The organism is Phycicoccus sp. Soil803 (genome assembly GCF_001429685.1).
GTDB lineage: Bacteria > Actinomycetota > Actinomycetes > Actinomycetales > Dermatophilaceae > Pedococcus.
Window position 1 is genome coordinate 312,910 of sequence record NZ_LMST01000001.1, and the last position, 14,944, is coordinate 327,853.

Here is a 14,944-nt window from a genome sequence, read left to right on the forward strand (position 1 = left end):
GCCGGTCACTGGCTCAGAAGTAGCGCTGCCAACCCGTCCCGATCACGCGCCCGGCATACACGCGCCCGGTGCCGTTACCGGCATAAAGCCGGAACTCACCGGCCATGGTGATGCCGACGACGTCGGCCTTCCCATCACCGGTGAAGTCGCCGAGCGGGCCGACCGACCCGAGCGTGTTCCAGCCGGTGCCGACCTTCGACCGGGCGCCGCGGAACCCGCCCTTGCCGTTGCCGGGGTAGAGCCACAGCACCCCGGCCTGGTCGACGGCCAGGATGTCGCGGGTGCGGTCGCCGTTGAAGTCCGCGGTCATGAACACCGACGTCATGGTCTGCCACCCGGACCCGATCTGGCGCCCCGTGGCCACCTTGCCGCGACCGTTGCCGGCATAGAGGTTGAGCACCCCGGTGGGGGTCACGCCCAGCACGTCAGCCCGCCCGTCGCCGGAGAAGTCGCCGCCGCCGGTGATGAACCGCATCGACGACCAGCCGGTGCTCGCGATGGTGGGATCGGTGAGGAAGCCGCCGTTGGTGCCCTGATAGAGCTCGAGCCGACCGACGTGCTCGGCGATCAGGTCGGGCTGTCCGTCACCGGTGAGGTCGCCGGCGGGCAGGATGCGAGTGCCCGGGACGACGTCCGCGATGTTGCGGACGCCGCCGCTGAAGCCGCCCTTGCCGTTCCCCCAGTAGCCGAAGGTGTGGGTCCAGTCACGCCTCAGGGCCACGAGGTCGCCGTGCCGGTCGCGGTTCAGGTCGCCGATGCCCACGACGTTGGACGTCAGCATCGGCGTGACGGTGAACGTCGTGGCCGGGCCGGGGCCGGCAGCGCTCAGGGAGGTGACCTTCACGGTGTACTTGGTGCCGGCCGTGAGGCCCTTGACGTATGCCGTGTAGAGGTTGGTGCCGGTGACCCGCGAGACGTGGTGTCCGGGCTCGGCGACCATCTCGTAGCCGGTGATGTTGCCGATGTCGTCGTCCATGCCGGGGTTGAAGTCGATCCTGGCGCCGCGCGCCCACGCCCTCGCGGTGAGCTTGGGCGGCTTCGGGATCACCCGGATGTCGAGGCTGCGGAGGTCGAACTGGTGCGTGCCGACGACCTGGTTGAACCTCAGGTTCACCACCGTGCCGTCGGAGCGGTACTCAAGGGCGGGGGTGTAGCCGTTGTGGACGACGATCGAGTCCAGGTGATACAGCCCGATCCGGTCCATCACCTGGCTGATGGTCCCCGTGCGGGGTGCGTCAAGCCGTCGGACTTCGACGTCGCGCAGACCGTCGCCTTGGTAGGTGTACAGGAGCCGCACCCCGTCCAGGGTCGCCTGCCGATTCTGCACGGCGTACGAGACGACCACGGGCTTGCCGACGAGGACGGTGGGTGCCGCAAGCCGGATGGAGGTCAGCACCGGCGGGTCCGAATTCACGTCGAAGGTCCCGGAGAAGGTCGGCTGGGCGCCGGTCGGCGTCCGGGCCCCCCTGGCCAAGGTGACCGAACCATCGGGGTGGTACTCCGCACAGTTGAAGGACTTGTCGCACAGCATGAAGCTGGTCAGGTCGTAGAGACCGTTCGGGGTGCCGCCGGCGACCCATCCCCCGAACCTGCCGGCAGCAAGTGCCACCGGATCGCGGGAGTCGAGAATGACGCCCACCTGCCCGGTACTGCGGTTGGTGAAGCGGGCCGATACGTAGGCGAGGTCGGGAGCCGGGGACCGTAGGGTCCATGCGAGGTTTGCCTGGCGCTCGGGCCCGACGACCAGTGGCGCCGCCGGGGACGCCGTGACCGAGGCGAGCTGCGGTGCGTCGTACTCCGGTGTCATCCCCCGCACGTTGACGTCACCCGCGGACAGGTCGCGGGTGACTGTGCAGTCTGAGACGCGTAGTGCCCAGAACGTGCCGCAGACCTTGGTGATCAGGTCGGGCTCGCTGCGCAGGCGCACCGAGCCGAGCCGCCACGTGCTGGTCTCCGTACCCGTCGGCACGGTCAGCGTGCCGGCGCCGGTCGAACCCGGCGTCAGGACCACCTTGTGCTGGACCCCACGGTCGTCGACGAAGACCGCGTCGGCCAGCGCCACCGGCGGACCCTCCGCGGTGTAGGTGACCTGCGCGGTGCCCGGCGCGGCCACCGTGGTGGGAGCGACGGTCACCGACGTGAGGCTCGGCGGGTCGGCCGCCTGGGCCGGTGAGCCGGCAAGCACGCCACCCACCACGGCCAGGACGGTCAGGAGCGCGGTGCTCGCGCGTCGCGTCAGGATCTGGTGCACGTCGTCCCCCCGGATGTTCGATGACCGGAGCAGCATAGGTGTGCGGACCGACGGGGCGCGGCGAAACAGGGCAAAGCCCCCGCGGAGGGCGATCGCGGAGAGACCTTCAGTCGCCGAAGTAGTCCGCGACCAGCCGCTTCGGCGCCTTCGTGGCCCACGCGTCGGTGATGACCTCGGCGAGCTCGGCGCGCGTCAGCCGTCCCAGGTCGCGCTGGCGCAGCAGCACCGCGTTGTAGCCGTCGAAGTGCGGCGTCGTGAACCACGGACCCCCGCTTCCGAGGAGGGCTTCCTTGTCGTCCTGGTCGCCCACCGCGAACATGATGACGTCCTGCATCCGCTCCCCGGTCTCCGGGTCGATGGCGTCGGGCCGTGGCTCGCGGAAGTGCAGGAACGACTTCTTCCGCACCACGTAGGCGGGGTTGCCCCACGACGTGCCCTCTTCCACCTCCGGGAGCGACAGCGCGATCTCCGCGAGGTCCGACAGCTTCGCCTTGCGTGCGGCCATGGCGGCGACGCTACGCCGAGCCCCGTCCGCGCGCGCCCCGCCCGCCGGCGTCCCCGGCGCCGGCTGCCTCCGACTCGGCCACCAGTGCCTGGATCGAGGGCAGCAGGGCCAGCCCGTTCACCACCACCGAGAAGACCAGGAACGCCACCGCCCACCCGTGGTGCCCCGCGGCCCAGAGGCCGAGTCCGGCCAGTCCGAAGACCAGCACCTTGGCGACCGGCCGGATCACTGGACCGCCGAGTGGCGCTTTCGGCGACGCGAACGCCCACCAGACCCCGACCACGACGACCACCATCACGACCGCGAGCAGCACGCCGCTCTCGTGGTTTCCCCAGACGGCCGCCGCCGCAGCAGCCAACAGCTCGTCCAGGAACACCAAGGCCAACACCACCCAGCCCAACGCCACCATGGGCCAAGCGTCGCACGTGCCCCCGTCGTGACCCGCGAGGTATGCCGCGTGGTCACCACGCGGCATACGCGTCAGTCGGGCCGCCCAGTCCAGCGGGCCCAGCCCAGCCGCTCAGTCCAGGAAGTCGACCAGCTCGGGGGCGACGCCGATGTAGGTCTGCGGCGTCAGCTCGGCCAGTCGCTTGGCGACGTCGTCGGGCAGTCCGAGCCCGGCGACGAACTCGCGCAGGTCGTCGCCGGTGATCCGGCGGCCGCGGGTGAGCTCCTTGAGCCGCTCGTAGGGGTTCTCCATCCCGGCGACGCCCTGGGCGCCGAGCGCGCGCATGGCCGACTGCACCGGCTCACCGAGGACCTCCCAGTTGGCGTCGAGGTCGGCGGCCATCGCGGACGGCACGGCGTCCAGGCCGGCCAGGCCGCGGGCGGCGTTGTCGATCGCCAGCAGCGAGTGCCCGAACGCGACGCCGATGTTGCGCTGCATCGAGGAGTCGGTGAGGTCACGCTGGAGCCGGCTGTTGACCAGCGTCGAGGAGAGCACGTCGAAGAGCGCGTTGCTGACCTCGAGGTTGGCCTCGGCGTTCTCGAACCTGATCGGGTTCACCTTGTGCGGCATCGTCGACGACCCCACCGTGCCCTGACCGCGCACCTGGGCGAAGTAGCCGAGCGAGATGTAGGTCCAGACGTCGGTGCAGAGGTTGTGCAGGATCCGGTTGAACCGCGCGAGGTCAGCGTAGAGCTCAGCCTGCCAGTCGTGTGACTCGATCTGGGTGGTGAGCGGATTCCACTGCAGCCCAAGGGATTCGACGAACTCGCGGCTGAGCGCGGGCCAGTCGGCCTCCGGCACTGCGGCGAGGTGGGCGCCGTAGGTGCCGGTGGCGCCGTTGAGCTTGCCGAGGAACTCGGCCGCCCCGATCCGCCGCAGCTGGCGGCCGAGCCGGTGCGCCAGCACGGCCAGCTCCTTGCCCATCGTGGTCGGTGTGGCCGGCTGCCCGTGGGTGTGCGCCAGCAGCGGCACCTCGCGCAGGTCGGACGCCATCGTCGCCACGGTCTCGACGAGCGCGGTGGCGCGCGGGAGCCAGACCTCGGTGACCGCGCCCTTGACCATGAGGGCGTAGGACAGGTTGTTGATGTCCTCGCTGGTGCAGCAGAAGTGGATCAGCTCGGCCAGCCCGCGGTCCTCGTCGCCGGGGGCGATGGCGGTGAGGCGGCGCTTGAGGAAGTACTCGACCGCCTTGACGTCGTGCTGCGTCTCGCGCTCGATCGTCGCGAGCTCCTCGATCTCGGCGGCGCCGAAGTCGTCGACCACCTGGCGCAGCTGCCGCTGCTCGTCGTCGGTGAGTGCGCGCACGCCCGGCACGACCTGGTGGGTGGTGAGGAAGATCAGCCACTCCACCTCGACCCGGATCCGCTCGCGGTTGAGCGCCGGCTCGGACAGGTGGTCGACGAGGGGAGCCACCGCACCGCGGTAGCGACCGTCGAGGGCGCCCAGCGCAATGGGAGGGGTCGCGTCAGCAAGCGAAGCCATGACCCACAGTCTCCCAGAGAGCGGGGCCACCTCCGGACACCGGTATGCCGGGTGCCCACCTCCCCGACGCGGGGCGCCCGAGGCGCCGGCACCGGCGGCCGTGGCACGGCCGCGCGCTGGGTCAGCGCGCGGCATACCGTGGGAGCCATGCGATACACCACGCTCGGCTCCAGCGGCACCGTCGTCTCCACCCAGTGCCTCGGCACGATGACCTTCGGCGCGGAGGCGGACGAGGCGACGTCCGGCGCGATCCTCGAGGCGTACGTCGAGGCCGGTGGCACGTTCGTCGACACCGCCGACGTCTACTCGAAGGGGGTCTCCGAGGAGATCATCGGCCGGTGGCTGGCGTCCCACCCGGACGACGCCAAGGATCTCGTGATCGCCACCAAGGGCCGCTTCGCCATGGGTGACGGCGCGAACGACCTGGGCCTGTCGCGCCGCCACCTGCGCCGCGCCCTCGACGACTCGTTGCGGCGGCTCGGGGTCGAGCACATCGACCTCTACCAGATGCACGCGTGGGACGCGGTGACGCCGCTGGAGGAGACGCTGCGCTTCCTCGACGACGCCGTCAGCGCCGGCAAGATCTCCTACTACGGCTTCTCCAACTACCTCGGCTGGCAGGTCACCAAGGCCGTCCACCTGGCCCGCGAGCACGGCTGGACCCCGCCGGTGACGCTGCAGCCGCAGTACAACCTGCTGGTCCGCGACATCGAGCACGAGGTCGTCCCGGCCTGCCTCGACGGCGGCCTCGGACTGCTCCCGTGGTCGCCGCTCGCCGGCGGCTGGCTGACCGGCAAGTACCAGCGCGACACCACTCCCACCGGCGCATCCCGGCTGGGGGAGGACCCCGAGCGCGGCATGGAGGCGTGGGGTCCGCGCAACAAGCAGGACCGCACCTGGGCCGTGATCGACGCGGTCGGCGAGGTGGCGTCCGAAGCGGGGGTGACATCGGCCCAGGTCGCGCTCGCGTGGGTCGGTGCCCAGCCAGCCGTCACCTCGGTCATCCTCGGCGCCCGCTCCGTCGAGCAGCTCACCGACAACCTCGCCGCCGCCGACCTCGACCTGTCCGCCGAGCAGGTCCACCGGCTGGGCGAGGTGAGCGCGCCGCACGCGGACGACTACCCCTACGGCGCCGGCGGCGTGGACCAGCGGCACCGCGACGTCCAGCCGCGAGGTCTGACCAAGGCCTAGCCGGGCGGGGTGAACTGGCTGACGGTGAACTGCGCCCCGAGCGGGTCGGCCACGACGGCCTCCCGGGTCCAGTCGGAGGTCGAGCTGCGGATGACCGTGCCGCCGAGGCGCTCTGCCGTCGCCGCCGCGTCGTCCCGGTCCGCCACGGAGAAGGTGACGTGCCAGTGCGCCGCCTCGTCGGGCGCGAGCGGGGCGACCCAGCCGATCGCATCGGCGAACCCCGGCGGCACCATCGCGCCCGACTGGCGCTCGCGGATGCCCGGGTCGACGGTCGCCTCGAGGTGGTCGCCGTAGCCGGGGCGCCGGATCATCCGGGCGAACCCGAGGTCCGAGACCTCCCAGCCGAACAGCGCGGTGTAGAAGGCAGGGGCACCCTCGGGGTCGGCGGTGTGCAGGTCGCTGAAGTTCCAGGCGCCCGGCTGGTTGGTCACCTGGGCGCCGAGCCTGCGCCTGGCCTGGAAGAGCCCGAACCGCAGGCCATCGGGGTCGGCGCACAGGGCCGAGCGGCCGCCCTCGCCGGCGTCGGCCGGGGGCAGCAGCACCTGCCCGCCTGCGCGCGCGACGGCCGCGGCCGTCGCGGCGGTGTCGTCGACGGCGATGTAGGTCGTCCACTCCGTGCCACCCGGTCGGTCGGGTGACGCCGGTCCACCCAGGCCGGCTGCGTCCTGGCCGCCCAGCCGGGCGATGAGGTAGCGGAACGGTGCCTCATCACGGGTGGCCGGCTGGAAGGTCCAGCCGAGCAGGTCGCCGTAGAACCGGGTGGCGACGTCGAGCGCCCCGAGGTCGGCCACCTCGAGGTCGACCCAGGAGGTCACCCCCGCCGGGTAGGTGCGTGCCATGGTCATCGGGTCCCCTTCGGTCGGTCGTGCGCACAGCCTGTCCGTCCACGCTAGGACGGCGGACCGACAGTGGGGGATCGGCTCCCAGCGCGAGCAGGTGCGAGACCGACCGGACCCCGCCGGCGACCGGCTCAGTAGAAGCCGTGGCGGTCGAGCGCGGTGACGAGCTCGGCCTCCTCGTAGGCGAGGTGCTCGAGGAGGGTCGACGACAGGACGTCGACGACGCGCTTGAGCTCCGTGGTCCCCGAGGCTCCAGAAACCAGCCCGACCAGGGCCTCGTCGAGCTGCTCGAGCACGTCGTGGATCACCAGGTGCTCCGACTCCAACCGGTCGAGCACCGGCGTGAGCGCCGGGTCGCTGCGGCGCAGGTGCGGGAACACCGACCGGTCCTCGAGGCCGTGGTGACCGGTGACGAACCGGCAGTACTGCGCGCAGTAGGCGCCCAGCGTCCAGTTGTTCTGGCGCATGGTCAGCTCGTTGATGGCGTTGCGTGCCCGATGGGCCTGCTCCTCGCCGGCGACCACCTGCTCGACGATGTCGCGCAGCCGGGTCAGCTCGGCCCGCAGGCCGTCGTGCACCTCGACGAGGTGCGCTCCCGCTCCCGAATGCGCCCGCGGTGCAACGGCTTCGGTGAATGGCTCAGCGGTCAAGGGCTCAGCGGTCAAGGACCCAGTGGTATGCCGCGTGGCGGCATCCGGGGCGCCTGCATCCTGCTCGCGCACCTCGACTGCGGCGGTCTGCGAAGGACCCGCGGCGCGCCTCGCGCGCTCGTCGTCGACCAGCTCGCGCACCGCTGGCGCGACCTCGTGGGCGAAGCGCTGGACCTGGTCAAGGCTCTTGACGGCGAGGATGTAGGTGCTCATCCCCTCGGTGAGGGTGAGCTCGGCGAGCTGCTCGGCCCACTCGCGCGGTGACCCCTGCAGCATCCCGCCGCCCGAGCCGAACCGCCCGTGGATGTTGTAGAGCCGGCGGATCGACGCCGGGTCACGGCCCGCCTTGGCGGCCGCGTCGTCGATGGTCCGGTTCAGCCCACCCAGGGTGTCCGGCGCGGCATACCCCATGCTCGGGAGCCAGCCGTCCGCGGACCGGCCGGTGAGGCGCAGCATACGCGGCTTGTACGCACCCAGCCAGATCTCGACGGGGTGTGCGGGTGCCGGGCCGGGGTGCAGGCCGACGACGCGGTGGTGCTTGCCCTCGACGCGCACGGTCGGTCCGCCCTCGCCGGCCCACACCGCGCGGATGACCTCGATCGCCTCGGTGAGCGACTCGATGGACTCGCCGGGCGTGAGCCGGGTGCCGCCGGCCGCGACGATCGCGTCGAAGAACGCACCCGTGCCCAGCCCCAGCTCCACCCGACCGCCGCTGAGCAGGTCGAGGGTGGCGACGCTGCGGGCCAGGACGACCGGCGGGCGCAGGGGGAGGTTCGCGACGTTGGGGGCCACCCGCACCGACGTGGTGCGGGCCGCGATCACCGACAGCAGCGTCCAGGTGTCGAGGTGCTTGGCCTGGTAGGGGTGGTCCTGGATGGTCACGAGGTCGAGCCCGGCGACGTCCGCCGCCTCGCTGAGCTCGAGCACGAGGTCGGCGGACGCGGCGTCGGGGCTGGGGAAGATCCCGAACTGCAGGTCCTGTCCGTAGTCGGTCATGACGTGGGAGCGCCGTAGGCAGCCGGCCGCTCGTAGTCACCGAGGACCTCGGCCAGCGCGAGGTGCCGCTGGGCATCGGCATGGCGACGCTGGCGCTGGAGCGTGCGTCCGAGCAGCAGGTGCAGGTAGCCGTCGTCGGGGGCGTCCTCGACCAGCTGTCGCAGCTCGGTCTCGGCCCGCCCGAGCTGGGCCGACCCGAAGTAGGCACGAGCCAGCAGCAGCCGCAGGTCGGCCGTGCCGTGCAGGTGCTCGCCGCTGCCGGACTCGTCGACGAGCTCACGCAGAGCGGTGGCAGCGGCGCTGAAGTCGCCGTGGTCGAAGAGGCTCCGGGCCCAGTCGAGCCGCAGGGCGAAGGGCGTGCTGTTCGTCGTCATGACCCCTCAACAATAGTTCGATATTCAACTATTCCGGTCAGCGAGGGCGCGGCGCACGTGGTCCACGACGCCGTCAGCGGCGGCCACGACCTCGGCGTAGGTCTGGTCGAAAGCGGAGTCGTCGCCGTACCAGGGGTCGTCCATGTCGAGCTCGCCCGAGCGCTCCGCATCGGGGTCGAAGGACCGGAACATCCGTACCTTGGCGCGCTGCGTGTCGGTGCGGGCCAGCTTGGTCAGCTCGCGCAGGTGGCCGGCGTCGGCGGCCAGGACGAGGTCCACCTCGTCGAGCCACGACCGCTCGAACCGGCGGGCCACGTGGTCGCGTCCGCCGAAGTCGTCGTGCCCGTTGCGGGCCAGCACCGCCAGGGTCCGCGGGTCGGCGGGGTTGCCCACCTCCCACGAGTGGGTGCCTGCGGAGTCGACGACCACCTGGTCGCCGAGGCCGGCCTCCTCGAAGCGCTCGCGCAGGACGAACTCGCCCATCGGTGACCGGCAGATGTTGCCGGTGCACACGACGGTCACACGGTAGGGCCGCTTCTCGTGGAGCTCGGGTGCCATGGCCCCATTCAACCCACCGTGACGACCAGCAGCGCCACGGGGGCAGCGAGCACGCCCAGTGCAAACAGCACCATCGCCGTGCGCAGCCAGGGTCGGGCGACCGGTTCGGTGAGCAGCCGCATCCGCGCCGCGGTGGTGGCCCGGTCCTCGGTCGCCCCCAGGGTGGTCTCCGGGTGGCTGCCCGCGGCGAGCGCCACCAGGGCCCGGGCGAGTGGCACCGGACCGACGGCGCGGCGGGCGGCGCGGTCGGCCAGCACCTCTATGAGGAGGTGCACCTCGCGCAGCGCCTCGGCCGCCCGCAGCCGAGCTGGCACCGCACGGTGCAGCACCGTGAAGAACTCCAGGACGAGGTCGTGCCGGGCCCGCAGGTGGGCGCGCTCGTGCGCCATCACGGCGGCCAGCTCGTCGGGTGGGAGCGTCGCGAGGGTGCCCTCGGTGAGCACCACCCGGCGCCGCAGGCCGGGCAGGCAGTATGCCGTGGGCGTGGGGTGGGCGAGCACGCGCACGTGGTCGCCGGTGTCGGTCCCCAACGCGTCGACGAGGGTGCGGTGCTCCCGACGCTGGGCGCGCAGCCGTGTGCCGATGGTGTGCCCCGACCAGAGCAGCCGCGCGAGCATGGCCGCGCTGAAGAGGAGGGCGAGGACCAGCCCGCCGCGAGGGAGCGTGGTCGACAGGGCCGCTGCGGGAGCCACGGCCAGTGCCGCGACGACTCCGGCGAGCGACACGGCCTGCCACACCAGGAGTGCTTCTCGTGGCGCGCGGCGAAATCCATTGAGCCGAGCCATGACCCGTGGCGCCGGGCCGGTCAGGCCGAGCGCGAGGACCGCGAGTCCCGCCGTGGCGAGGGCGCTGCTCAGGGCGCCTTCGTCCCCGAGCCGTCGCCGTGCCGCGCCTCCACCTCGGCGAGCGCGGCCTTGAGGTCGGCGATCTCCTCGGGCGAGGCGTCCCCGAGGAAGTGCAGCATCGCCGAACGTCTGTCGGTGGTGTCCATGCCGTGCAGCTGGTCGAGCATGGTCGTGGCGGTCAGCTCCTCGCGGGAGCCGGCGGCCGCGTAGCGGTACGCCCGCCCGGTGCGCTCCTGGGTCAGCAGCCCGGCCTCGGCCAGCCGACCCATCACCGTCATCACCGTCGTGTAGGCGAGGTTGCGACTCGTGCCCAGCGCCTCGTGGACCTCGCGCACCGACACCGGCGCGCGGTGCTCCTCGGCAGCGCGCCAGACCTGTTCCATCACGGCGCGTTCGAGGTCGCCCAGCGTGTTCATCGCCTTGCGGGGCATCGGCACCTCGTTCCACTCACGGCAGGGTCGGCACGGCATCGGGGACCGTGTCACGAGGCGCCACGGCGGTCCGGGTCAGGTCCATGATGCCGTGTGCCTCGCCCAGCCCCTCGGGTCGGTGGCTCACCACCACGACACTGCGCTCGCCGCGGGCGGCCAGCAGGTCGGCCATCACAGCCAGTGCCGTCGGGTGGTCGAGGTGGGCGACTGGTTCGTCGAGCAGCAGCACCGGCCGCTGCGAGAGCAACGCCCGCGCGATGGACAGGCGGGCCCGCTCCCCACCGCTCAGCCCGCGTCCGCTGGCCCCGAGCCGGGTGTCCAGCCCGTCGGGCAGTCCCGCGAGCCAGGCCCCCAGCCCGGCCGCCCCGACCGCCTCGACGAGGTCCTGGTCCAGCGCGGCCGGCCGGGCCAGGCGCAGGTTCTCGCGCACCGTGGTGGCGAAGACGTGCGGCTCGTCGTCCACGACGGCGAACAGCGCGCGCACCCGCTCCAGAGGGAGGCCCAGGGCGTCCTGGCCGTCGACGAGGTAGCTCCCCGTCGTCGGGTCGAGCTGTCGGGCGAGGACGGCGAGCAGGGTCGACTTGCCGCAGCCGCTCGGACCGGTGACCGCGACCACCTGACCAGGCGCGACGGCCAGGTCGGCGCCCTGCAACGCGGTCCGTCGGCCGTCCCAGGAGGCGCCCACACCTCGGAGTCGGAGGTGCGGGACGTGGGTGCCGGCCTTCCGGTCGGCGGGGGTGATCACCGGTGCAGCCGACACGGCGGCGGCGTGGCGCAGGGCGGCGACGGCGGACCGTTCGTCGAGCAGCTGGTTCAACCGGCGCCCGGCCGCTGACGCGCGAGCCCACGCGCGGGCTGCCTCGGGCAGGGTCCCGAACACCTCCGCCAGCGCGAACGGCGCCAGCACGAGGAGGGCGGACACCGCTGCGCTGTGGTCGGTCCGCGTAGCCACGAGGGCGCATCCCACGGTCGCCACGGCCGTCGCGAGCGGGAGCGTGGCCGTGGCCACGGCGCGCCCGCGACTCTGCACCCGGGTGGCCCGAGCGACCCGCCGCTGCGCGTCCCGCACCCACTCGATCGCCTGGCCTCCGGCGCCGACGGCCTGCAGGTCGAGGGACTGGCTGGCGACCAGCTCGGTGACGCGGGCGACGTCGTCGCGGGCGGCCACGAGGGCGTCCATCGACCGGGTTTCCAGCTGCCATGCGAGCAGGGTGGTCAGCGCCGCGACGACGACGAGGCCACTCACGACGAGCCCGGCCGCGGGCTCGACCCACGCGCAGAGCACCACCGTCGCGAGCCCAGCCAGGGCCGTCGTCACGAACGGCACGGTGACCCGCACCTGCGCCTCCACCCGCTCGGTCAGGTCGTCCACGACCCCCGCCAGCATGGCGGCCCGGCCGCGCCGCGGGAGCCGCGCGGGCGTGAGGGGCACCAACGCGGCATACAGGTCGGCGCGGGCGGTCGCGAGGTCGTCGAGGGCGGCGTCGTGCGAACGCAACCGCTCCCAGTAGCGGAAGACCGGTCGGGCCATGCCGAACGTGCGGACGGCCACGATCGCCGTGAGCAGCGTGAGGATCACCGGGCGCTCGCTGGCGCGGACGACGAGCCAGCCGGACGTCGCGGTGAGCGCCACGCCGGAGCCGAGCGCGGTCGCGCCCAGGGCGCCGGCGGCCAGGATGCGGGGCGAGCGGCGGTTCACGCGGGGACTCCGGGCGCGGCGGCGGTCGCGCGCAGGGCGACGTGGTGGTCGGCCAGGGACAGCAGCTCCCGGCGGTGGGTGACGGCGACGACGCAGCGGTGCCGCGCCAGGTCGAGGATGACGCGGTGGGCGACAGCGGCCGACTCGTCGTCGAGGTGGGCCGTCGGCTCGTCGAGCAGGAGCACGTCGGCGTCCGCGAGGCGGGCGCGGGCGAGCACCAGCCGCGCGCGCTGCCCTGCGGAGAACCCCCGTCCGTCATCGCCGAGCGGGGTCTGCAGCCCGTCCGGCTGGGCGGCGACCACCCCGTCGAGACCCACCTCGCGCAGGGCCGCCCAGATGGTGGCGTCGGAGACCGGGCCGGTGCCGAGGGTCAGGTTCTCGCGGAGGCTGCCGACCGTGAGGAACGGTCGCTGGGTCACCAGGTGGGTCGACTGCGCGCGAACCGCACCGGCGGTCGGCGTGCGCAGCCCGGCGACGAGCTCGAGGAGGGTGGACTTGCCGCAGCCCGAGGGTCCGGTGACGACGGTGAGCCCGGTCGAAGCGGTGAGGTCGACACCGTCCAGCACCCGATCGCTCGACCCCGGGTAGCTGTAGGCGAGTCCCTGCACCACCACGGTTTTCGGCCAATTGCCCGGTTTCCCGGGGCTGGGCGGCTCGGCCGCGTCGGAAACCGGGCGATTGGCCGGTTCTTCACGCCCGGCCGGCTGAGCACGCGAGACCTGGGGGAGCGCCGACGCAAGGGCCGCTGCGCCGTCGGCGGCGCTGTGGAACTCGGCCCCCACGCGTCGGATCGGCCAGTAGGCCTCGGGCGCGAGCAGGATCGCGAGCAAACCGGTGCCGAGCTCGACCGACCCGTGCGACAGCCGCAGCCCGACGGTCACCGCCACGATGGCCACGCAGATGGTGGCGAGCAGCTCGAGCGCCGCCGAGCTGAGGAAGGCCAGTCGCAGCGTCGCCATCGTGGCGCGCCGGTGCCGCTGGCTCACGTCGGTGATCGTCCGCACCTGGCGCTCGCCCCGTCCGTACGCCACCAGGGTCGGCAGCCCGCGCACCACGTCGAGGAAGTGGCCGGAGAGGTCGGCGAGCGCCCCCCAACGGCGTTCGGTGGCATCGCGGGTGGTCGCCCCGATCAGCGCCGCGAACACGGGCAGCAGTGGCAGCGTCAGCACGACCACGAGCGCACTCACCCAGTCGACGAACGCCAGCGTCACCACCGCAAGGGTCGGCACGACTGCCGCGGTGACGAGGGCTGGAAGGAAGCGGGCGACATACGGCTCCACGCTGGCGGCGCCCTGGGCGGCGAGCGTGACGGCTTCCGCCGATCCGGGGCGGTCCTCGGCCGGTGCCGACAGCCACCGGTCGAGCAGCCGCGCGCGCAGGGCGCTGCTCACCGTGGTCCCCGCCGCCGCCGCGACCGTCTCCCCGACGAACGACAGCACCGCGCGCGCCACCATCACGACGACGAGGTATGCCGCGGCGGGCGCCACGGGCGCGCCCCGCACGACCGCGACCACGAGCGACGAGAGTGCGAAGGCGGTGCCGATCGTCGCCACGCCTTGGGCCACCCCGACCGCCGCGAGCACCCCCAGCGGCCGACGAGCCTGCGGGACCGCGCGCAGCAGGGCCGGGTCGAACGGACGCATCAGTGGCTCGCCACCGCGGGGATGTGCTGGGTGCCGATCCGCTTGCGGAAGACCCAGTAGGTCCACGACTGGTAGAGCAGGACGATCGGCGTGAAGACGAGGGCGACCCAGGTCATGATCTTCAGCGTGTAGGGGGTGCTGGACGCGTTCGCGGTGGTCAGCGACCAGGCCGCGGCGGTGCTGCTCGGCATGACGTCGGGGAAGAGCAGCAGGAAGTAGGTGGCCACCGCCATCGCGATCGTCACGAAGGTGCCGACGAACGCCCAGCCCTCGCGCCCGCGGAGGTTGGCGGCGAGGGCCCCCACCAGCGCGGCGGCTGCCACGACGGTGGTCACCCACGAGGCGAGGCGGCCACCGTCGGCGCCGAGGATCCCCAAGAGCGCCACGGCGAGGACCGCGGTGACGGCACCGGTGCGGGTTGCGATGCGGCGGGCGTCGCCGCGGATCGGGCCGTCGGTCTTGAGCGCCACGAACAGCGCGCCGTGGGTCAGGAACAGCCCGAGGGTCACCAGCCCGCCCAGCAGCGCGACCGGGTTGAGCAGGGTGACGAGGTTGCCGGTGAACTCCTTGTCGCCGTCGATCGGCAGGCCCCGCACGACGTTGGTGAGCGCGACACCCCACAGCAGCGCGGGGAGGAACGACCCGACGACGATGGCCTTGTCCCAGCGCGCCCGCCAGCGCAGGTCGTCGCGCTTGCCGCGGTAGTCGAACCCGAGGTTGCGGACGATGAGGGCGACGAGGATCAGCAGCAGTGGCAGGTAGAACGCGCTGAACATCGTGGCGTACCAGTGCGGGAACGCCGCGAAGGTGGCGCCACCGGCGGTCAGGACCCACACCTCGTTGCCGTCCCAGACCGGCCCGATGGTGTTGATCAGCACCCGGCGGCGCTTCTCGGTGGTCTCGGCGTCGCCGCCCCTCCCGAGCACGGGCAGCAGCATGCCCACGCCGAAGTCGAAACCCTCGAGGACGAAGTAGCCGGTCCACAGGACGGCGATGATGACGAACCAGACGGTGCTGAGTTCCATTGCGGTG

Annotated in this window: 14 protein-coding genes; 1 reads left to right on the plus strand and 13 read right to left on the minus strand. The window is 72.7% G+C overall.

Annotation, left to right across the window (positions count from 1 at the left end; genetic code table 11):
- Positions 1-13: 13 nt before the first annotated feature.
- The 4 genes from ASG95_RS01430 to purB form a co-directional block, all read right to left on the minus strand.
- Entirely contained in the window at positions 14-2,251 is a 2,238-nt protein-coding gene (locus tag ASG95_RS01430) for an FG-GAP-like repeat-containing protein (protein ID WP_162259340.1), read from the minus strand.
- A gap of 106 nt (positions 2,252-2,357) precedes the next feature.
- Positions 2,358-2,756 carry an MmcQ/YjbR family DNA-binding protein gene (locus ASG95_RS01435; protein ID WP_056921862.1) on the minus strand — a complete coding sequence of 133 codons (399 nt, stop codon included), beginning with the start codon at positions 2,754-2,756 and terminating at the stop codon, positions 2,358-2,360.
- A gap of 10 nt (positions 2,757-2,766) precedes the next feature.
- On the minus strand, positions 2,767-3,231 hold the full coding sequence (locus ASG95_RS01440; RefSeq protein ID WP_082592251.1) for a DUF2568 domain-containing protein: 465 nt from the start codon (positions 3,229-3,231) through the stop codon (positions 2,767-2,769).
- Positions 3,232-3,276: 45 nt separating this feature from the next.
- Positions 3,277-4,686 (minus strand): adenylosuccinate lyase, encoded by a 1,410-nt coding sequence (purB, locus tag ASG95_RS01445; RefSeq protein ID WP_057376292.1) that lies wholly within the window; start codon positions 4,684-4,686, stop codon positions 3,277-3,279.
- A 147-nt stretch (positions 4,687-4,833) separates the two neighbouring features.
- Here purB and ASG95_RS01450 point away from each other — a divergent pair, with 147 nt between their 5' ends.
- Positions 4,834-5,877: an aldo/keto reductase gene (locus tag ASG95_RS01450; RefSeq protein ID WP_057376293.1), complete on the plus strand. Its 1,044-nt coding sequence runs from the start codon at positions 4,834-4,836 to the stop codon at positions 5,875-5,877.
- Here ASG95_RS01450 and ASG95_RS01455 read toward each other — a convergent pair.
- The 9 genes from ASG95_RS01455 to cydB all read right to left on the minus strand — a co-directional run bounded on the left by ASG95_RS01455 (position 5,874) and on the right by cydB (position 14,937).
- Entirely contained in the window at positions 5,874-6,722 is an 849-nt protein-coding gene (locus tag ASG95_RS01455) for a VOC family protein (RefSeq protein ID WP_057376294.1), read from the minus strand. The two genes, ASG95_RS01450 and ASG95_RS01455, sit on opposite strands and share 4 nt — an antisense overlap.
- Positions 6,723-6,847: 125 nt before the next feature.
- Positions 6,848-8,362 carry an LLM class flavin-dependent oxidoreductase gene (locus ASG95_RS01460; protein WP_057376295.1) on the minus strand — a complete coding sequence of 505 codons (1,515 nt, stop codon included), beginning with the start codon at positions 8,360-8,362 and terminating at the stop codon, positions 6,848-6,850.
- Positions 8,359-8,736, minus strand: coding sequence for a tetratricopeptide repeat protein (locus tag ASG95_RS01465; RefSeq protein ID WP_057376296.1), 378 nt, complete (start codon positions 8,734-8,736; stop codon positions 8,359-8,361). Before ASG95_RS01465 ends, ASG95_RS01460 begins: the two co-directional genes overlap by 4 nt.
- Positions 8,737-8,760: 24 nt before the next feature.
- Positions 8,761-9,294: a low molecular weight protein-tyrosine-phosphatase gene (locus tag ASG95_RS01470; RefSeq protein ID WP_057376297.1), complete on the minus strand. Its 534-nt coding sequence runs from the start codon at positions 9,292-9,294 to the stop codon at positions 8,761-8,763.
- A gap of 8 nt (positions 9,295-9,302) precedes the next feature.
- Positions 9,303-10,031, minus strand: a complete 729-nt coding sequence (locus ASG95_RS01475; RefSeq protein ID WP_235543233.1) for a M56 family metallopeptidase — start codon at positions 10,029-10,031, stop codon at positions 9,303-9,305.
- A 116-nt stretch (positions 10,032-10,147) separates the two neighbouring features.
- A complete protein-coding gene (locus ASG95_RS01480) occupies positions 10,148-10,570 on the minus strand; it encodes a BlaI/MecI/CopY family transcriptional regulator (protein WP_200961854.1) in 423 nt (140 codons plus the stop codon).
- A 16-nt stretch (positions 10,571-10,586) separates the two neighbouring features.
- Positions 10,587-12,269 (minus strand): thiol reductant ABC exporter subunit CydC, encoded by a 1,683-nt coding sequence (gene cydC / locus ASG95_RS01485; RefSeq protein WP_057376299.1) that lies wholly within the window; start codon positions 12,267-12,269, stop codon positions 10,587-10,589.
- Positions 12,266-13,912 carry a thiol reductant ABC exporter subunit CydD gene (gene cydD / locus ASG95_RS01490; protein ID WP_057376300.1) on the minus strand — a complete coding sequence of 549 codons (1,647 nt, stop codon included), beginning with the start codon at positions 13,910-13,912 and terminating at the stop codon, positions 12,266-12,268. Before cydD ends, cydC begins: the two co-directional genes overlap by 4 nt.
- Positions 13,912-14,937, minus strand: coding sequence for a cytochrome d ubiquinol oxidase subunit II (gene cydB / locus ASG95_RS01495; protein WP_057376301.1), 1,026 nt, complete (start codon positions 14,935-14,937; stop codon positions 13,912-13,914). Before cydB ends, cydD begins: the two co-directional genes overlap by 1 nt.
- Positions 14,938-14,944: the final 7 nt, after the last annotated feature.